General features: G+C 37.6%; 18 protein-coding genes. 15 read left to right on the top strand and 3 right to left on the bottom strand.

The genetic code is table 11. The features are described from left to right. Window positions 1-38 precede the first annotated feature (38 nt). Genes IGL98_RS15180 through IGL98_RS15170 form a run of 3 tightly spaced genes read left to right on the top strand, consistent with a single transcriptional unit; the run spans window position 39 to window position 1,326 of the window. Window positions 39-227, top strand: coding sequence for a hypothetical protein (locus IGL98_RS15180; RefSeq protein WP_339099537.1), 189 nt, complete (start codon window positions 39-41; stop codon window positions 225-227). A 1-nt stretch (window position 228) separates the two neighbouring features. Beyond that, a complete protein-coding gene (locus IGL98_RS15175; protein WP_069645586.1) occupies window positions 229-546 on the top strand; it encodes a hypothetical protein in 318 nt (105 codons plus the stop codon). Window positions 547-588: 42 nt separating this feature from the next. Further along, on the top strand, window positions 589-1,326 hold the full coding sequence (locus tag IGL98_RS15170; RefSeq protein ID WP_339099539.1) for a hypothetical protein: 738 nt from the start codon (window positions 589-591) through the stop codon (window positions 1,324-1,326). A gap of 96 nt (window positions 1,327-1,422) precedes the next feature. On the opposite strand, the gene IGL98_RS15165 is transcribed toward IGL98_RS15170, so the two are convergent. Further along, the gene (locus tag IGL98_RS15165; protein ID WP_339099541.1) at window positions 1,423-2,607 is read right to left on the bottom strand and encodes an IS110 family transposase; all 1,185 of its coding nucleotides are present in this window, start codon (window positions 2,605-2,607) and stop codon (window positions 1,423-1,425) included. Between the two features lie 318 nt (window positions 2,608-2,925). Between IGL98_RS15165 and IGL98_RS15160 the strand changes: the two genes are divergently transcribed. The 3 genes from IGL98_RS15160 to IGL98_RS15150 all read left to right on the top strand — a co-directional run bounded on the left by IGL98_RS15160 (window position 2,926) and on the right by IGL98_RS15150 (window position 5,542). Next, window positions 2,926-3,396: a nucleoside deaminase gene (locus IGL98_RS15160; protein ID WP_206847346.1), complete on the top strand. Its 471-nt coding sequence runs from the start codon at window positions 2,926-2,928 to the stop codon at window positions 3,394-3,396. Between the two features lie 268 nt (window positions 3,397-3,664). Beyond that, window positions 3,665-4,228: an elongation factor P gene (efp, locus tag IGL98_RS15155; protein WP_069647519.1), complete on the top strand. Its 564-nt coding sequence runs from the start codon at window positions 3,665-3,667 to the stop codon at window positions 4,226-4,228. Window positions 4,229-4,378: 150 nt separating this feature from the next. Further along, on the top strand, window positions 4,379-5,542 hold the full coding sequence (locus IGL98_RS15150; protein ID WP_206911368.1) for a cation:proton antiporter: 1,164 nt from the start codon (window positions 4,379-4,381) through the stop codon (window positions 5,540-5,542). Between the two features lie 50 nt (window positions 5,543-5,592). Here IGL98_RS15150 and IGL98_RS15145 read toward each other — a convergent pair whose 3' ends face one another. Continuing rightward, window positions 5,593-7,062 carry a peptide MFS transporter gene (locus IGL98_RS15145; protein ID WP_206846686.1) on the bottom strand — a complete coding sequence of 490 codons (1,470 nt, stop codon included), beginning with the start codon at window positions 7,060-7,062 and terminating at the stop codon, window positions 5,593-5,595. 188 nt (window positions 7,063-7,250) lie between these two features. Between IGL98_RS15145 and IGL98_RS15140 the strand changes: the two genes are divergently transcribed. The 7 genes from IGL98_RS15140 to IGL98_RS15110 all read left to right on the top strand — a co-directional run bounded on the left by IGL98_RS15140 (window position 7,251) and on the right by IGL98_RS15110 (window position 14,703). After that, the gene (locus IGL98_RS15140; RefSeq protein ID WP_206846687.1) at window positions 7,251-7,628 is read left to right on the top strand and encodes a YbgA family protein; all 378 of its coding nucleotides are present in this window, start codon (window positions 7,251-7,253) and stop codon (window positions 7,626-7,628) included. A gap of 212 nt (window positions 7,629-7,840) precedes the next feature. Beyond that, a complete protein-coding gene (locus IGL98_RS15135; protein ID WP_069647522.1) occupies window positions 7,841-8,677 on the top strand; it encodes an ABC transporter permease in 837 nt (278 codons plus the stop codon). Further along, entirely contained in the window at window positions 8,670-9,449 is a 780-nt protein-coding gene (locus tag IGL98_RS15130) for an ABC transporter permease (protein ID WP_206846688.1), read from the top strand. Before IGL98_RS15135 ends, IGL98_RS15130 begins: the two co-directional genes overlap by 8 nt. 57 nt (window positions 9,450-9,506) lie before the next feature. Next, on the top strand, window positions 9,507-10,547 hold the full coding sequence (locus tag IGL98_RS15125) for an ABC transporter ATP-binding protein (RefSeq protein WP_206911369.1): 1,041 nt from the start codon (window positions 9,507-9,509) through the stop codon (window positions 10,545-10,547). A 27-nt stretch (window positions 10,548-10,574) separates the two neighbouring features. Beyond that, window positions 10,575-11,639 carry an ABC transporter substrate-binding protein gene (locus tag IGL98_RS15120; RefSeq protein ID WP_206846691.1) on the top strand — a complete coding sequence of 355 codons (1,065 nt, stop codon included), beginning with the start codon at window positions 10,575-10,577 and terminating at the stop codon, window positions 11,637-11,639. A 21-nt stretch (window positions 11,640-11,660) separates the two neighbouring features. After that, complete coding sequence (locus tag IGL98_RS15115) at window positions 11,661-13,400, top strand: adenine deaminase (RefSeq protein ID WP_206846694.1); 1,740 nt, start codon at window positions 11,661-11,663, stop codon at window positions 13,398-13,400. After that, a complete protein-coding gene (locus IGL98_RS15110; protein WP_206911370.1) occupies window positions 13,384-14,703 on the top strand; it encodes an amidohydrolase in 1,320 nt (439 codons plus the stop codon). The genes IGL98_RS15115 and IGL98_RS15110 overlap by 17 nt, the downstream gene beginning before the upstream one ends. A gap of 50 nt (window positions 14,704-14,753) precedes the next feature. Here the strand turns inward: IGL98_RS15110 and IGL98_RS15105 are convergent, their stop codons facing one another. Continuing rightward, window positions 14,754-15,857 carry an NAD(P)/FAD-dependent oxidoreductase gene (locus IGL98_RS15105; protein ID WP_206911371.1) on the bottom strand — a complete coding sequence of 368 codons (1,104 nt, stop codon included), beginning with the start codon at window positions 15,855-15,857 and terminating at the stop codon, window positions 14,754-14,756. A gap of 225 nt (window positions 15,858-16,082) precedes the next feature. Between IGL98_RS15105 and IGL98_RS15100 the strand changes: the two genes are divergently transcribed. Then, complete coding sequence (locus IGL98_RS15100; RefSeq protein ID WP_206911372.1) at window positions 16,083-17,729, top strand: peptide ABC transporter substrate-binding protein; 1,647 nt, start codon at window positions 16,083-16,085, stop codon at window positions 17,727-17,729. A 28-nt stretch (window positions 17,730-17,757) separates the two neighbouring features. Further along, window positions 17,758-18,819: a C45 family autoproteolytic acyltransferase/hydolase gene (locus IGL98_RS15095; protein ID WP_206911373.1), complete on the top strand. Its 1,062-nt coding sequence runs from the start codon at window positions 17,758-17,760 to the stop codon at window positions 18,817-18,819. Window positions 18,820-18,839 lie beyond the last annotated feature (20 nt).

Here is an 18,839-nt window from a genome sequence, read left to right as displayed (position 1 = left end):
AAAAAGAATTTAGAATTACGAATGAACAAGCAAGAGACATGAATGATAAAAGTGGCTTCAAAATTATTACCCCTACATGGATAAAAGTAGCTACTACTATGTTAATACTATCAACGGGAGTCATTGTGATTTTGTTACTTGTTAGACGAAAGAAATTGGAAGAGCAGTGGAAAATAAAGAAAAAGAAAAGAAAGAGGAAGAAGAGAAAAAAGAAAGAAGGAAAATAAGATGAAAAAAGGAATCATTGTTCTATTTTTTCTAACCTGTTTTGTTAGCTTGTTTTTTGGAGAAATGACAGAAGCGAGCGCTCGCAAAGGTGAGACTGAAGTAGGCATTATATTTTCTGAAAAACAAAAAGATAGTATACAGCCACCTAATAAAATAACGCCAAATACGTCGAAACCGATAGGGAAATTACCTTCGACAGGGGAATTGATTACCTCAGTCATTTGGATGCTTTTAGGTACCTCTGTCCTTATCTTTTTTGTGGGAATGATCAGTTTAAAAGCGATTATGTCAAATAATCTATGGGAGAGAGTCTGCTAAATGATAAATTATTTATGGTTATTCATATTGGGGGGAATAGCAGTGACTGCACTACTATTTTTCTTATTAATGTTGTCACGAGATGCATTTTTAATCAGAAAGGTGAAAAGAAAGAAAGGACCATTGCTCGTAAACTTTAGCTTACTTGTGATTACATTGAGTAGTTTAGGCTTAGCTGGAATCGATCAAAATAGTTTGGACGTTCATCCGCTGAATCTACCATTGATCGATGAGGTTCGGGAAAAATTAAATCCGAATCAACAATATATTCGTGGTTTATTTACTGGTGGAACGCTTTGTGATGAAGCCATGTTCACTGCAAAAGAACGTTTTTCTGATGTGTATAGTAATATCGCTACGGATCAAGAACATCTTTTGCATTTTGGTGATGCAAGCAAAGCACACACGTTTATTGATTTCGGTGCAGATGAATTTACCAATGGCAAACCGCATCCAATGATCGATCCGTCTAATCGAATCGCTCGTTTTACAGAAGAAGCAGCTGATCCTACAGTGGGTGTTATTCTAATGGATTTTGTACTAGGATATGGCGCGCATCCAGATCCGGTCGGTGTGATGGTTCCTGCGATGAAAGCAGCGAAAGAGCGAGCGGCAGCCGAAGGTCGACATTTAGAAATCATTGGCTATGTTTTAGGAACAGATTTAGATAAACAAAATATCAATGAACAAGTCGAAAAATTGACATCGATCGGTGCAACATATGCCAGCAGCAGTCAAAATGCAGGATTATTGGCAAGAGAATTTGTTGTGAAAGACTAACTATAAGAAGTCAAGTAAAGAATAAAAAAATTAGTCCAAAATTTAATAACAAAAAAGTGCATAACAAATAAGAGAAAGCAAAGGTATTTTTTTGAGTTACATTCGTATTTCGTAAGGTTCGTTCTTTTTGAGAATCGCATGAACGATGTAACATAACTTTCTGGAAACTGCTCCAAGAGCTGTGAGGTGGTGTTTCCCTTCAGAACGTTTCTTTTCGTAGAAGGCTTTAAGAACATGATCATGTTGTACTGCAATTAAAGCAGCTGAAAATAAGGCTTTTCTAAGATAAGGGGAACCACGTTTACTCATAACGTTATGTGTTGCTTGATATTGACCAGACTGAGAAACAGTCGCGTCTAGACCAGCGTATGCGACTAATTTTGTAGGATTGGAAAATTTACTAATGTCTCCAATTTCCCCAAGAATAGTAGCGCCATTGATTGGTCCGATCCCTGGGATCGTTTCAATGACAGAATGCAGAGTAACCATGATTTTTTTGATTTCAGTTTCAGTATCTTTAATTTGGGCTTCCAGAAATTTAAGTTGTTCAATCATTGATCGTAATTGGAAAGTAAAGGTCTCTTGAGCAAAAGTAATACCAAAAGATCGACTCGCAGCACTTTTTAAGGCATTGGCTTTATCTATCCCTAAACGATTGTGACTCGCTTCTTTAAGTAGTTTCGCAAGAGTATTCGCAGAGATATCATGGAGTGTTTCAGGAGAACTAAATTCAAGTAAAATTTCTTTTGATGCTTTACCAAAAACACCTGATTTACCGAATACTGAGTCATACTCAGGGAAAACTTGGTCTAATACGGCAATGATTTTACGTTTAAAGTCACTCGCTGTCCCAACTAGGTAAGTACGATAACGGGAAAGCTGTTTAAGAGAAAAAATATTTTCATCAGAGAGTGTCGTTTCAACAAAGGAACCGAAGCGAATCAGATCTGCAATTAAAACTGAATCAATAATATCATTCTTACGTTTACGAATTTCTGTCCCTTTACGCCACCCATCCGTTTGGAGGGGGTTAAGAACATGAATTAAAAACTCTTTTTCATGTAAGTATGAAAAAACCGTTAACCAATAATGACCGGTAGCTTCCATACCTACAGTAAAATCATCTGATGAAGAAGAAAAATCATGAATTTTTCCAAGTAATTTTTCTCCACCTTCAATGGTATTCGGAAAAGAAAATCCTTTAAGAACAACCTTTCCTTCATCATTCATGATTGAAGCAACATGGGAACGTTTCCCAATATCAATTCCAATGTAGAACATAATTATACCGCCTTCATAAGGATTTGGATTGAAATCCACTCAACTGAAAAGCGTTACTACCTTGTTCTAGATACGGAGTAAAGCCAGAAGGCTTTCAACATCTAACTCATTCGTAAACAGCTAAACAGAGAGAGGTGTCAGTCTTTCGATGACGAGCTCATAGACTCAAGGAGAAAACGACATAGCCTCTCAATCCAGTAATTATATTATCTCAAATTTATTGAGTTAATACCTAATGAAAAATAACAATGGTTCATAAGGTTATCCACTAAAATCGGAAGATTAAAACCTTAAATATAATATACAAGGAGAAAAATCATGAACTATATGAAAATGGCGGCAGAAGCGACAGTTGCCGGAATGGAAAAGAAATTTGGCGGCCCTTTTGGTGCAACCTTAGTTAGAAAGGGTGAAGTGATCGTGTCAGTCAGTAATACGATGATGCGAGATACAGATCCATCAGCGCATGCAGAAATGGTTGCAGTGCGTGAAGCGTGTAAAAAATTAGATACAATGGATTTATCCGATTGCGAAATTTATGCAACGTGTGAACCTTGCCCAATGTGTGTTGGGGTTATTTTATGGGCAGGAATCAAAACAGTTTATTATTCAAATACTAGAGAAGATGCAGCAAAACATGGTTTTTCGGATATGCATTTACGAAATTATCTAGATGGTTCCGACCAATCATCGCTAGCAATGGTTCATATGGAAGGATGCCCGGAGTGTGATTCTTTATGGGAAACATTTAATAAAATCAAGTTGAATGACGAGTTGAATGAAGCCTAGTGTTTTTTTTTGAAGCTTTTGTTGATATGGATTATGAGTGGCTGGAAGATAACCCAAAGAGTTATCTCCCAACCACTTTTTTCTTTCTAAAAATGAGATTTTACCGCAAAAAAATGAATCCAACTAACGTATTCTCTAGAATATCGGCGGGGAATCTGCTACAATAGGTGAGAAGATTTTTTTAAGAAATAGCTATAATCTAGAGGCACTACACTAACGTTTCGATCAGACTTTTCGGTCGAACCTTAAAGAAAGAGGAGAAAACAACATGATAGCAGTAAGTGATCTTAAAGCAGGTATGACTTTTGAACAAGACGGCAAATTAATCCGTGTAATGGATGCTAGCCACCACAAACCTGGTAAAGGAAATACGGTTATGCGTATGAAATTGAAAGATGTTCGTACAGGCGCTACAACAGATACAACGATGCGTCCAGACGATAAAGTAAAGAAAGCTTTTATCGAAAGCAAACCTGTTCAATATTTATACAGCCAAGATGATACAGCCAATTTCATGGATTTAGAAACATATGAACAATATGAAATTCCAACTTCTGTGATCGAATATGAATTAAAATATCTTCTAGAAAATATGGAAGTAAAAATCCAATTTTATGGATCAGAAGTAATCGGCGTAACATTACCGACAACAGTTGTTTTAAAAGTAAAAGAGACACAACCATCGATCAAAGGTGCAACTGTTTCAGGTTCAGGGAAACCAGCAATCATGGAAACAGGACTTGTAGTTAACGTTCCTGATTTTATCGAAGCGGATGAATTATTAGAAATCAATACACAAGAAGGTACGTATTTAAAACGTGCATCAAAATAGTTTAACTAAAATAGCTGACAGCTGACAGGTGAGAAATCAATCTGTCAGTTTTTCATTATGCTCATGTTTAGTAATCCTTTCGTAATTACTAAATCCAGCTGGCATGGTACAATAGGTTATGTATTTTTATATGTAGAAAGGGAGAGAAGTATGGGTTTTCTATTAACATTGTGTCTGGTCTTATTGTTTACCAAACTTGCTGGACACTTTTGTAATCGAGTGGGGGTTCCTTCTGTAATTGGGGAATTGTTAGTCGGTATTTTGATTGGACCAGCATTATTAGGCTGGATTAAACCAGATGATTTTATGCATTATTTTTCAGAAATCGGTGTTATTATTTTAATGTTTATTGCAGGATTGGAAAGTGATTTGGAATTATTGAAAAAATATTGGCGGCCAGCCTTATCAGTTGCGCTTTTAGGCATTGTATTTCCAGCAGCGATGGGGTTTGGTGTTGGGGAAATGTTTCAGTTTTCCTTGCAGAATTCGATTTTTTTAGGTGTTCTTTTTAGTGCCACATCTGTTAGTATTTCGGTTCAAGTTTTAAAAGATTTGAAAAAAATAGACAGCGAAGAAGGGGCGACGATCCTTGGTGCGGCTGTGGTCGATGATATTGTTGTTGTTTTGATCTTGGGAATCATGTTGAGCTTGATGAATCGCTCTACGCCAGGCAGAAGTTTGCCGATGTGGGAAGTTTTATTGTTGAAAGTCTTCTTCTTTGTTGTGATTTTTGCGGCCAGCAAATGGCTAGTACCTTGGCTCTTGAATTTGAGTAAGAAGTTGATTGCGATTGAAGCGGTTTCTGCTATTTCCTTGGTGATTTGTTTAGGCTTTGCTTATTTTGCAGAGATGTTGGATATGGGCGCGATCATTGGGGCCTTTTTTGCAGGTGTAGCAATTGCACAGACTGATTATCGTAAGCGAGTGGATGAGAAATTAGAAACAATTGGCTATACTGTGTTTATTCCGATGTTTTTTGTTTCTATTGGTTTAAATATGACATTTGCCGGCATGTCGAAGCATTTTCTTTTTATTATCGTTTTAACGGTTGTTGCCGTGTTGTCGAAATTACTAGGTGGTGCTTTAGGTGCCCGTGTAACGGGGTTCAAAGGCGTATCTACATTGATCATTGGTTCAGGAATGGTATCTAGAGGGGAAATGGCACTGATCATTACCCAAGTCGGATTGACCTCAAGTTTTCTTTCAGAAGAGTATTATTCTTCTGTGATCATTGTTATTATTGCTACAACGATCATTGCACCATTGTTGTTAAAAGCAACAATCATGAAACAAGAAAAACAACTTCAGTATTAGAATAAAAAACAGTTTCTACCAAAGCGTGCTTTGATAGAAACTGTTTTATTTTAGTGGATAGAACCCATTAATTTTTTGATTGGATTCTTAGAAAGAATCAGTAGAATACCCGCAATAACCGCCACGATTCCGACGATCCCGAAATAGGCTGATTCAGTTTGAGGTGTGTAAAAACGTGCGATTTGAGCATTGATGGCTTGTGAAGCAGCATCGGCCAATAGCCAAATTGCAACGGTTTGTGATTCAAAGGCTTTAGGAGCAAGCTTTGTTGTAATCGATAGTCCAACTGGTGAAATACACATTTCCCCTACGATCATAATGAAGAAACTAAAGAATAACCACAATGGACTAACACGTGTATCCGTACCATAAAGCAATCCAGGCAGCATTAACAGTACAAAAGAAAGACCTGCAAAAACCAATCCTAATGAAAATTTGACCACGGTTGACGGTTGTCTTTTCCCCAATCTTGTCCATAAAGTCACGAAAACGGGTGTTAAAACAACGACAAAAATCGGGTTTAATGATTGAAACCAACTAGGTGCAATCGAAAAGCCAAATAATGTATCATTTGTTCGTTCATTTGCAAATAATGCTAAAATTGAAGAGCCTTGTTCTTCTAATGACCAAAAAACAATTCCAGCTAAAAATAATGGGATGTAACCAAGAACCCTAGGTTTTTCTTCTGCTGTTACGTTTTTGGAAGTCAGCATCTTGATAAAATAATAAACAGGCAACAAAATTCCCAGCACACTAACACTATTGATAAAGAAACCAATCGTTAAATGGCCCATAAGAAAGGCACCGCCAAAAAGTATAATGACAAAAGCAAGAGCAATCAAAGAGGAGCGCATGAACGTTTTACGTTCTTCTGTCCCAATCGGGTTTGTCGGTTTTAAGCCGATACCAGCTAATGATTTTTTACCTTGTAAATAATATTGCAGTAAGCCGAAAAACATACCGAACGCAGCTACAGAAAATCCAACATGATAGTTATAGGTTTGACCTAATGTTCCGACAATAAATGGTGCCAATAATGCGCCGATATTGATTCCCATGTAAAAAATAGAAAAACCAGCATCACGACGGGTATCTGTTTTTGAATAAAGATGTCCGACCATACCAGAGACATTTGGTTTTAACATCCCTGTGCCGATCACGATCAGTAAAATAGAAAGAAATAATGCTGCGATGCCAAATGGTGTCGCTAGAACAATGTGACCGATCATAATGAATACGCCACCGAAGAAAACCGTTTTTCTAGCACCAAACACTCGGTCGGATAGCCAGCCACCAACAATGCTGGACATAAAAACCAGAGATCCGTAGATCGACATGATTGCCAAAGCTGTTTCTTTTGGTAAACCTAAACCGCCATTTGCTACTGTATCATAGATATAGTACAGTAAAATGGCCCGCATACCGTAGTAACTAAATCTTTCCCACATCTCAGTAAAGAAGAGTGTAGACAATCCTTTTGGCTGACCCAAAAACGACTTGTCTAACTGCTGCTCGTCCATAAATAATAACCTCAATTCTTTTTAATATTCAGAAAATTCATTTAACCTAGTGTTTCTGAAAAAAGTATATGACATATATTCTAAACTTTTACTCTTTTAAATATCATAAATTTTCATGAATAGACTATAAGAAAATCGGTGTTTTTATTCATTTTTTTATCATATAAGAATAGAAAGGAAGAGTTTTATTGAAAATAATAGCACAAAGACAGCAAGAATGGCGCTCACTGAAGTATTTGATTTTGTCAAAGTCTCAACCAGATTATAGAGCGATCAGGAGATTGTTTACGGATGACGAGTGGGATGAAAGAAAAGAACAGGCATTTCGAGGTTATCTGCAACACGCATTAGCTGAGCCACCAAAAAAAGGCAATCTTCTAAATGCGTACCAACATGTGTGGGGATATTTTAAAAACAGAGCGACAGAGACAGAGCGACAAAAATATGAAGAACTGATTGAAACATTTTCTATAGATCAGGATGAATTACTCTCTTTTTTTAAAGAACTCACATTAAAATACCAAGAGCCATATCTACTACAGTCAAAACTTCTCTTTCCTCAATAGGACAAATAACTAAATAATCAGAAAAAAGCGATTCAAATAGCGAATCATAGTTTTAAGTTCGTTATAAATGTTTGAATTCGCTTTTTTCTATGTGTAAAGACGATTATTTGTCAATACACGAATATTTATTGTTTGAATTTAAAAAATATATTGAAATTGGTTTGTAAAATGAGTATACTGAATCAGTGGAAAAACGAACGAGGAGTGTACAAATGAACAAGAATGTTCCGTATTTTATTGTAGCACCTGGAATGATTTTATTACTATTTTTCTTAATGATTCCTTTGGCTACAAGTATTTTACCAACTATTTTTTCAGACCAAGGGGTGACGTTGAGTAACTACCTTGATTTTTTTAAAGACGAATATAATCTATCGATCTTTTGGCGCACGATCAGAGTTTCGCTGATTGTTACGTTTATTTCAATTTTACTGGGGATTCCAACCGCTTATTACATCGCGGGAGTCAGTAAAAAATGGCGTGGAATTTTAATGGCGATGACCTTGTTTCCGCTATTGACTAATTCAGTTATTCGCAGTTTTGCTTGGATCAACATTTTAGGAAAAACAGGCGTGGTCAATTCGTTGTTGTTGAAAACAGGTTTGATCGCTCAGCCCCTGAATTTACTTTATACAGAATTTGCTATTATTATTGGCTCTGTTTATCTTTTTTTACCAACGATGATCATGACGCTTGTAGGCGTTATGGAAAATATTGAAGGGGAAATGTTGGAAGCAGCCGAAACGTTAGGTGCAAGTCCATTCACGGCTTTTCGGAAAGTTGTATTGCCGCTTTCAATTCCTGGGACGATTGTTGGGAGTATCTTAGTTTTTACTGGGACACTGACAGCCTACACCACACCGCAATTGTTAGGCGGCAATCAGAAAATGATGATGTCGACCTTTTTATATCAAAAAGCCAATACATTAGGAGATTGGAAAGCAGCAAGTGTTTTAGCCTTGATTATGATCGTTGTAACGTTGATCGTTATGAAGGGACTTGATGTAGTCGCTAAAAAAGTTGATAGGAGAGAGGCAAACAATGCGTAAACAAAAAGGGATGACGCTGATTGCGATCCTAGTATTCTTATTTTTATTCTTACCACTTTGCTTGATTGTTGTTACGTCCTTTGGAACAGCTGCAGCAATTCAATTTCCAATCAAAGGATTTACTTTAGATTGGTATGCAAAAGCTTTGCAATCAGATACGTTTATGAGCAGTTTTAAATTGAGTTTGGTCATCGGTGTACTAGCGACTGTTTTAGCCTTAATTGTTGGGATTCCAGCTTCTTACGCTTTGGCACGCTATTCAGTTAAAGGAAGAAACTTTATTAAAAGCTTCTTTTTATCACCAACTGTGATTCCCGGAATTGTCGTGGGGTATACATTATTTCAATATATTGTCATCAAATTAGGTTTGCCAATTTTTCAAGGCTTATTGATTGGTCATTTTTTGATTAGTTTGCCGTATATTATTCGAGTGGTCGGTTCAAGCATGGAGCAGTTGGACTATTCGATGGAAGAAGTTGCCTGGACCTTGGGGTGTACAAAAACGCGTGCATTTGTTCAAATCGTTTTACCGAACGTTTCTTCAGGTATATTTGCGGCTTTTATGTTAGCTTTTGTAAATTCATTTAATAATGTTCCAGTGTCGATGTTTTTATCTGGACCAGGAGTTACAATGTTACCGACTTCGTTACTTAGTTATATGGAATACAACTATGATCCAACTGTTTCAGCCATTTCAGTAATGCTGATGTTACTGACAATGGGCTTGATGTTTTTGATCGAAAAAACATTAGGATTAGCTTCGATTGCGTAACTAATAGAAAGAGCAATCGTAAATTTCGGACTTAATAGGTAGAAAGAGGAGAAAATTTTGACTTTTGTTGATTTAAAAGAGATACGTGTCAGCTATGATGGCAAACAAGATATATTAAAAGATTTAAGCATTTCAATGGAAAAAGGGGAATTGGTTTCACTTCTTGGCCCAAGTGGTTGCGGAAAAACAACAACGCTCCGAGTGATCGCGGGATTGATCAAACCAAACGACGGTTCTTTTAAGCTGGATGAGGATGATTTGACGAAAGTACCTGTGCATAAACGAAATTTTGGTATGGTATTTCAAAGTTATGCTTTATTTCCACATTTGACAATCGCTGAGAATGTTGCATTTGGGTTGAAATTAAGAAAAGAATCGAAAGAAAGTACAAAAGAAAAAGTGGAGAAAATGTTAGAAGTTTGCGGTTTAGAAAATCTTGGCGATCGTTATCCCAAGCAGCTCTCAGGCGGACAAAGACAACGTGTCGCTTTAGCTCGTGCCTTGATCATTGAACCGAAACTATTATTATTAGATGAACCTTTAAGTAATTTAGATGCGAAATTAAGAGTAGCAATGCGAATCGAAATCAAACGGATCCAACAACAATTAGGGATCACAACCGTATTTGTGACGCACGACCAAGAAGAATGTTTTTCTATTTCAGACAAGGTCGCGATCATGAATAACGGCGTGATCGAGCAATATGATTCACCAGAGATGATCTATCGGTTGCCAAGAACAAAATTTGTAGCACAATTTATCGGATTTGAAAATTTCTTTGCTGTGACGAAAAATGCTGAAGGGCAATATAAAAGTGAAAATGGTCAACTATTCACTACGACGAATCCACAACCAATGGCAACTGAGACAGTTGCAACGATTCGCCCAGAAGACATTGAAATTGTGGCCGCAACAACGCAAAATTCAATCGAAGGAACAGTTCTGGTTAGAACCTTTTTAGGGAAAAGTTATCAATATGAAGTAACAACGCCGCTTGGAAAACTATTAGTCAATGGAACGAGTGAACAGATTTATGAAACAGGAGACAAAATCAACTTGGTATTTCCAGCAGATAAACTAGTTGTTTTAGAAAAATAAACGATAAGATGAAGGGGAGTAAATAAAATGAAAAAGAAACTAATGATCAGTGTTTTAGCAACAGCAACTTTGTTAATGGCAGCATGTGGGAATAGCGAGGCAAACACGAAAGAAGAGAGCAAAAGTGGCAGTAAAGCACTTGTTGTTTCTACCTTTGGTTTAAGTGAAGATCTTGTAAAAAAAGATATTATTGCCCCTTTTGAAAAATCAAATGATGCAAAGGTTACCCTAGAAGTAGGAAATAGTGCAGATCGTTACACAAAATTATTGAATAATCCCAATGCTGGAATCGACGTGATTGAATTAGCGCAAGCCAATGCAACACAAGGCGAAAAAGAAGGTCTTTTTGAAAACATAACAGAAAAAGAAGTACCGAATATCAAAGATTTAACTGCTGGCGCAAAGGAAGTCTACGAAAGTGGAGCTGGTATCCCAATCGCAGTTAATAGCATAGGTATTGTTTATAACAAAGAAAAAGTCGGCAAAGAAATCACCAGCTGGGACGATCTATGGTCATCTGACCTTAAAGGGAAAATTTCTGTACCAGATATTTCAACAACGGCTGGACCGTTGATGCTATATATTGCGAGTGATCACGCAGGGGTAGATATCACGACCGATAAAGGCAAAGCAGCGTTTGACGCAATGAAAGAGTTAAAACCAAATGTTGTGAAGACTTATTCAAAATCATCAGACCTTGCCAACATGTTCCAATCAGGTGAAATTGAAGTAGCAGTCGTTGCTGATTTTGCTGTAGACATCATTCAAGGTGCTTCTAAAGAGGCAACATACGTTGTTCCTGAAAGTGGCACCTATGCAAATTTCAATACAGTAAATGTACCTAAAAGTTCTAAGAATAAAGAATTAGCGTATACATTTGTCAATGAGAGAATTAGCGAAGCGTCACAAAAAGCAAAAGCCATTTCACTAAACGAAGGCCCGACAAATAGTAAAGTAACACTTGACGAAAAACAAGCAGAAAATAAAACCTACGGTAAAGTAGCAGATCGAGCAAAAACAGTTGATTTTTCATTCATTAATGACAACTTATCCAATTGGGTCGACCAATGGAATCGTACAATGAACCAATAAACAACAAGAAAGGCGATAAGTATGAACGTAGATATGATCATTCAAGATGTTTGGGTTTTCCAAACAGCAACACAATCCTTTATCAAAAAAAATGTCTCTATTAAAGATGGGAAATTTTACTACATCAGTACTACAGAGATGAATAACTTAACGCCTGAAACAATCATCAAAGCCGAGAATCAGTATATGATTCCCGGCTTGATTGATGCCCATATGCACATTGAAAGTTCAATGACGACACCGACGATTTTTTCAAAAGCAGTATTGCGTTATGGTGTAACAACGGTCGTGGCAGATGCACATGAAATGGCAAATGTCTTTGGTTTAGAAGGCTTAGAGGAATTTATGAAAGCAGAAACTGAGTTGGATATTTTTCATGCGATTCCATCTTCGGTACCTTCGACTACACCAGAATTAGAAACAACTGGCGGTATCATTGGACTTGCCGAAGTGGCAGAATTATTGAAAAATCCTAAGATTGTTTGTCTAGGTGAAGCGATGAATTTTAAAGGAATTGCCTACGAACCAGAGTCCTTGATCCGACAAATTATCGATTTATGCAAAAAAGAACGGCCGACGATGCCTTTAGAAGGGCATTGCCCAAAGATTTACGAGGAAGAGTTGGCAGCTTTTTTATTTAGCGGAATCACCTCAGATCATACGCATCAGTTTCCAGAATCGTTAAAAGAAAAAATCGAGGCAGGCGTTTTTATCCAATTCCAAAATAAATCTATCACGCCTGAAAATATGCGCGTTATTATAGAAAATGAGTTTTATGAGTACGCCAGCATCATCACCGATGACGTGATGGCGGATGATTTGCTCCATGGGCATTTGAACGAGAACTTAAAAAAGGCAGTAAAAGCAGGTTTGCCGATCGAAAAAGCCATTTATATGACAACTTACACACCTGCAAGACGGATGGGCTTCCATGATCGTGGGGAAATTGCGCCAGGTCGTACGGCTGATTTCATTTTATTAAATGATTTGGAAGAGTTTACGTTTGATGCTGTTTATAAATCAGGCAAAAAAGTTTATGAACAAGGAGCAAAAATCGAATATCCTACTGTGATTGAGTCATTTCCAGCTGAGTACAAAAAATCTGTCCACTGCAAACCACTTACAGTGGCTGACTTAGTGATCAAAGTAGCAACTGACAAAGAAACTGTTCGCTGTAACGTGATCCAAAAACAAGAAATAGGAACATTCACCGAGCGGATCACGAAAGAAATTCCAGTGAAAGCTGGGATTTTACAATGGCAAGAAGCGGACTGCGCTTTATTGCTCGTGATGGAAAGATACGGTAAAAATGGCAATATCTCGATATCGTTGATGGATAAACCAATCAGTGAAAAAGGTGCCATTGCTACAACTTGGGCGCATGATCATCACAATGTAATGGTTATGGGCAATTCGTTAGAAGATATTGTACTGGCGCAAAATGAATTAATCGCGATCCAAGGTGGTTACATTGTTGTTACAAATGGAGAAATTACAGGGAGATGTCCGTTGCCAATAGGCGGAATCCTCTCACAAGCGCCAATTGAAGAGCTAGGTGGAGACTTACAAAAAGTCCGTGCAAGTATGCAAGCGTTAGGCTACAAAAACATGAATGAAATCATGTCTTTTTCTACATTATCTTTGCCTGTTTCACCCGCTATCAAGGTGACAGATATGGGGATGATGAATACGAAAACACAAGAATTTTACCCATTGATTTTTCCAGAAGATGGAGCGTTGCTGAATGAAGACTCTTATTAAAAATGTTCATATCCTTTCAATGGATGATTATTTTTCAGAAGTTAAAGATGGATTTGTAATGATCGAAGATGATTTAATTACAAAAATGGGGAATGTTTCTGAACTTGTTTCAGTAACTATTCAGGCTGATAAAGTAATCGATGGAAAAAACGGATTACTGATTCCTGGTCTGATCAATACGCATACACATGCCGGGATGATCCCATTTCGTTCTTTAGGAGATGATGTACCAGATCGACTGCGACGTTTTTTATTTCCTTTAGAGCAACATATGACAAAAGAATTAGTAAAAGCGAGCAGTGATTATGCGATTGCTGAAATGTTATTGAGTGGTGTGACGACGTTTTGCGATATGTATTATTTTGAAGACGAGGTCGCAAAAAGTTGTAAGGAAATGGGAATCAGAGCCCTTTTGGGTGAAACGATTATTGATATGCCAACTTGTGACAGTCCGAGACCATCTGGCGGCTATGAGTACTGTGAAGCCTTTTTAGGAAAATGGCAGGACGATCCGTTAGTGACACCGATCATTGCGCCACACGCACCCAATACAAATAATTTGGAAATGCTGGAGAAAATCGTGGCACTTAGCGAAAAATACAATGCACCAATTACGATGCATGTATCTGAAATGACCTATGAAATTGAGGAGTTTCAAGAAAAATACAATCAAACACCAATAGAATTTTTACAAACTTTAGGGTACTTTGAACGCGATTTTATTTTAGCTCATTGCATTTTAACAACCGAAAACGATTTAGATATCCTTGTGGCCTCAAATGGAAATGCTCGTGTGGCTCATTGTATCGGTGCGAATACAAAATCAGCAAAAGGGATTGCGCCCGTCAAACAAATGCTTGAAAAAAACATCGTTGTAGGCCTAGGAACAGATGGGCCAAGCAGCGGCAATACCTTAGATTTATTTAGCCAAATGCGTCTATTTGCTAATATGCATAAAACCCATAATCAGGATCGCACGCTTTTTCCTGCAAAAGAAATTGTCCGTCTAGCAACAATTGGCGGCGCAGAAACATTGGGTTTAGCAAATCAAGTAGGGTCGATCGAAATCGGAAAAAAAGCAGATTTAACCCTAATTGAAACGGAGTCTGTTAATATGTTTCCCATTTTTGATCCATATTCAGCCATTGTCTATTCAGCTAACGCCGGCAATGTGGATTCAGTTTGGGTAAATGGTCGCCAATTAGTTAGTGAGAAAAAAATGGTTGATCAAGGGTTGGAAAAAATCAAAGAAACGTTATATTATGAAATGAAAAACTTTGTTGTGGAAGCAAAAAAATTATAATAAAAAATGAGCAGGAATAAAACATGTCGGGTTTTATTCCTGCTCGTTTTTTATTTTGATACGTAAGTTTCGATCGGTTTTTGATAGTTCTCCCAATCGTTGTTCCCCTCATTGAAATACTTCGCTAAAAGAAAACCAATATACGGTCCAGTTGTCAGTCCAGAAGAACCTAAACCACTTGCTACAACAGCCGTGGGATTATCCGATAAATAATTGAAAAAAGGAGCAAAATCGGATGTATAAGCGCGTGTTCCTACACGATAGGCAGCATGGTAGGTTTCAAAAAAAGTCGATTCAGTCAAAAAAGGAACTGTTTTTTGTTGTAGCAGAGAAAAAGCTTCTTTTGTTGGCGTTAAATCAAATCCACCATCATTCTCATGTGTTGCGCCAACTAGAATTTGCCCATCTTCAAAAGGAATCAAATCGCTTTCCCCATCTAACATTGCGACGGGCCAACTGCCGCTGTTTTTGAAAGGTGTTTCAAATGCTAATAGTTGCCCTTTTTGCGCTCTAATATCCGTTGAATATCCAAGAGAATTTAACAATGAAGGCAAGCCTGGACCAGCACATAGTGCAACTGCATCAAATTGTTCTGTTTCGTCAGTTGTCTGAACGAGCCATTGATCCTGTATTCGACTAAGCTTAGCGGTATCATTTTTTAGAGTGATCCTTTTTGTGAGGGCACGTTGTCTTAATGTTTCTAAGTAGCTAGCACCGTCTAATTTCCCGCCACCTGTGATAAATAAGGCAGGTTGCGCTTTTAATAAAGGCAGCTTTTCTGCGACTTGTTCCGCAGTCAATAATTGGATTTCTCCGATTTCAGGAGCGGACTGTTTTCGTTCTTCTGCAAGCTGCATAAGAGGACCAAGCTCACCATCTTTTCGAAGAATCAGAGTGCCGGTTTGTTGATAAACGTTATTGGGTAGAGAAAAGTCCTGAACTAATTTAGGATAAAATGCGGCTCCATCTTTCGCTAGTTGGTACCATTTTTTGTTGCGGCGTTTTGAAAGCCACGGTGAGATGATGCCGGCGCTAGCTTTAGTGGCTTGCCCAACAGGATTGTCATAAACAGTTACACTATATTTTGTTAAATCAATGTAGTTGGCTAAGGTCAAACCAATGATCCCGCCGCCTATGATCGCTAATTTTTTCATGAGGAACTCCTTTTATATACGTATAAAATCAAGTAACTCATTTTCACATAAGATTGTAGAGGATGCAAGAAATTTTGAAGACTAAGGGGTTAGAGAATATTTTCGGAAAAATAAAATTTGGTAAAAGAATAACATGATTTTAATGAGAAAACGCTTATTTTTATGGTATGATAATGAGTGTTATATTTTTTGAAAATAAATGTCGATCATGTAGGAGGTTACTAAATGAGAAATACAAGATTAGGGTATTTACTAGCTGCAGCAAGCTGTATTATTTTGCTTGGCGGATGTGGTTCTGGTAAAGAAAAGACTGACGAAACGAGTCAAAAATCAGCAAACAACGGACAAACATTTTCAGTTGTTGCAAAACAAGAAATTCCATCGATCGATGCATCTGTCACAAACGATGTTGTCGGTTGGGGTGTTCTGAAAAATACGGGTGAAGGGTTATTCCGTGCAGATAAAGCAGGAAAATTAGTTCCAGCAGGTGCGGCAGAAATGCCAAAAGTCAGTGAAGATGGTTTGACTTATACGTTTAAATTACGCGAAGATGCGGTTTGGTCAAATGGTGATCCTGTTATTGCAAAAGATTATGTGTATGGTTGGCAACGGACTGTTGAACCAAAAACTGCATCAGAAGTGGCTTACCTATTTGAATCAATCAAAAATTATCAGGCAATCATGGACGGAAAAAGACCGGCAGAGGAATTAGGTATAAAAGCATTGAGCGATCATGAATTAGAAGTGACGCTTGAATCACCTGTACCATATATGGAATCTTTATTGTCTTTACCACCGTTTTTCCCGCAAAATGAAAAAATCATCAACGAAAGTGGCGAAAAATATGCCAGTTCAAGTGAGCATATGGTTTATAATGGACCGTTCGTATTAAGTGATTTTGAAGGGGCAGGAACAGATACAAAATGGGCATATATGAAAAATGAGAAGTATTGGGATCAAGCCAATGTTACGATGGAGAAAATCAATTTTGATGTCGTAAAAGAAGATGCTACAGCTTTAAATCTATTTCAAGATGGTCAAACAGATGACATTGTTGTGACGGGGGAACTTGCTCAGCAAATGGTAGATGATCCAGCCTTTTTCTCACAAGATATGTCGAATGCGACTTATGTGGAATATAATCAAAGCAAAAAAGAATTCCAAAATGAGAATCTTAGAAAAGCCATTTCCTACGCATTAGATCGTCAAACTCTAGTAGACCAAGTTTTAGGAGACGGGTCGATCGTGGCAACTGGCTTAGTGCCGAAAAATATGTCATTTAACCCTGAAACAGAAGCTGATTTTGTGAAAGATTCTGGTAATCATTTGAAGTATGATCCAGAAAAAGCCAAAGAATATTGGACTAAAGCAAAAACAGAACTAGGAATCGTCACTTTAAAAATCAATTTGCTTTCGTCAGATGCCGATTCTGCAAAAAAAGTGGTAGAATACATGCAAGGTGCAATTCAGGGAACCTTGAAAGGTGTGACAGTCGAAGTTTCGTCAGTACCACTTTCTGTTCGTTTGGAACGTGGCAATAAAGGCGACTTTGATATGATTTTAGTGGGCTGGGGTGCAGAATATAACGATCCTAGTGTATTCCTAGAATTATTTGCATCGGATAATATCAATAATAGTGGTAAATATACCAACAAAGAATTTGATAAATATTTGAAAGCTTCTGCTACAACGAATGCAGGTGATCCAAAAGCTCGTTGGAATGATTTGATTGAAGCGGAAAGTGTTTTAATGGATACGATGGGTGTTTGCCCGGTTTATCAAAAAGCTGAAGCGCATTTGCGTAACCCAAAAGTCAAAGGTATATTGCCATCTGGTCCGGAATATGATTATAAATGGACATTCATTGAATAGTAACTGAACGTAGAAAAGGTGGGATTAGATGATTCATCGCTATATAGAAGTAACAGGCTCAGCATTTGAACGTGGGGTCAAAATTGGCGAAGTATTAAAAATGCAGATCGAAACAAACTTAACCAGTCAAAAATTATTTTATAAAGATCCAACTGAGATCATTGCCAAATGGTTGGAAAAAGCACAGACATATCTTGAATTTACAGAAAAATTTGCACCTGATGTAGCCGCTGAAATGCGGGGCGTTGCGAAAGGGAGCGGGTTGGATTTTCAAGAGATTTTGTATTTGTATACTGTTTATGAACGATCATTTTTTGACGAATTGATCAGTGATAAATGTACCTCATTTGCAGCGAAAGGAAATGCTACTTTTGACGGGTCCGTGATATGTGGTCAAACCAATGATGAACGCCTTGATGAATATCGTTCTGAGGTCGATTGTGTTGTACATCATCGTGATAGTGAATCTGATTTTGAATCTTTGATTTATAGTCATCCAGGCATTCCAGCTTATATGGGAATGAATAATTATGGTTTAGCCGTGATGTGGACGTATATCGATAACGGTCAGCGCAAAGAGGGCGTTCCGACAGCAGGAATTATTAGAGAGCTGATCAATAAGAAAAGCTTGAAAGAAGCACGGGATTACCTGTATAGCGTCCCTCGTGCTGTGCCGAATCAATTCAGCTTATCTCATGCTACTGAAGGAATCGCAAGCTTTGAGTGTTTTCCAAATAAGATTTATGAAAACGAGCAGGCAGATGTAATGATCCATGCAAATCATAATAGTATTGCGTTAGAAGAACCAGAAGAAGGCGGCTCTAAAACATCTCATTCTCGTTTTGAAGCGATGGAAGCAATCGTTAATGAAAATTACGGTATTATCGATGCGGATCTGGGAAAACAGTTTTTAGCCAACCACCGTAATTTTCCAAAAAGTGTCTGTAATCATCCTTCACCAGAACATCCATTATCAAAATCATTAGCTTCGATGATCTTTGATTTAGGCAAAGGTGAGATGCATTTAGCGTTTGGGAATGCTTGTGAACAGCCATTTCATACGTATCGATTCAAGCAATGGTTTGGATAATCAAAAAACAATCAATGTCT

It is taken from the genome of Enterococcus sp. DIV0840 (genome assembly GCF_050527835.1).
GTDB lineage: Bacteria > Bacillota > Bacilli > Lactobacillales > Enterococcaceae > Enterococcus_L > Enterococcus_L ureasiticus.
This window is presented reverse-complemented; position numbering and strand designations above follow the sequence as displayed.

Excerpts from the sequence above, each read along its gene's own strand:
- IGL98_RS15100 (WP_206911372.1), top strand. The coding sequence starts at position 16,083 with ATGAGAAATACAAGATTAGGGTATTTACTAGCTGCAGCAAGCTGTATT.
- IGL98_RS15180 (WP_339099537.1), top strand. The coding sequence starts at position 39 with ATGAATGATAAAAGTGGCTTCAAAATTATTACCCCTACATGGATAAAA.
- IGL98_RS15135 (WP_069647522.1), top strand. The coding sequence starts at position 7,841 with ATGAACAAGAATGTTCCGTATTTTATTGTAGCACCTGGAATGATTTTA.
- IGL98_RS15110 (WP_206911370.1), top strand. The coding sequence starts at position 13,384 with ATGAAGACTCTTATTAAAAATGTTCATATCCTTTCAATGGATGATTAT.
- IGL98_RS15160 (WP_206847346.1), top strand. The coding sequence starts at position 2,926 with ATGAACTATATGAAAATGGCGGCAGAAGCGACAGTTGCCGGAATGGAA.
- IGL98_RS15150 (WP_206911368.1), top strand. The coding sequence starts at position 4,379 with ATGGGTTTTCTATTAACATTGTGTCTGGTCTTATTGTTTACCAAACTT.
- IGL98_RS15145 (WP_206846686.1), bottom strand. The coding sequence starts at position 7,062 with ATGGACGAGCAGCAGTTAGACAAGTCGTTTTTGGGTCAGCCAAAAGGA.
- IGL98_RS15120 (WP_206846691.1), top strand. The coding sequence starts at position 10,575 with ATGAAAAAGAAACTAATGATCAGTGTTTTAGCAACAGCAACTTTGTTA.
- IGL98_RS15165 (WP_339099541.1), bottom strand. The coding sequence starts at position 2,607 with ATGTTCTACATTGGAATTGATATTGGGAAACGTTCCCATGTTGCTTCA.
- IGL98_RS15130 (WP_206846688.1), top strand. The coding sequence starts at position 8,670 with ATGCGTAAACAAAAAGGGATGACGCTGATTGCGATCCTAGTATTCTTA.
- IGL98_RS15115 (WP_206846694.1), top strand. The coding sequence starts at position 11,661 with ATGAACGTAGATATGATCATTCAAGATGTTTGGGTTTTCCAAACAGCA.
- IGL98_RS15175 (WP_069645586.1), top strand. The coding sequence starts at position 229 with ATGAAAAAAGGAATCATTGTTCTATTTTTTCTAACCTGTTTTGTTAGC.
- efp (WP_069647519.1), top strand. The coding sequence starts at position 3,665 with ATGATAGCAGTAAGTGATCTTAAAGCAGGTATGACTTTTGAACAAGAC.
- IGL98_RS15095 (WP_206911373.1), top strand. The coding sequence starts at position 17,758 with ATGATTCATCGCTATATAGAAGTAACAGGCTCAGCATTTGAACGTGGG.
- IGL98_RS15105 (WP_206911371.1), bottom strand. The coding sequence starts at position 15,857 with ATGAAAAAATTAGCGATCATAGGCGGCGGGATCATTGGTTTGACCTTA.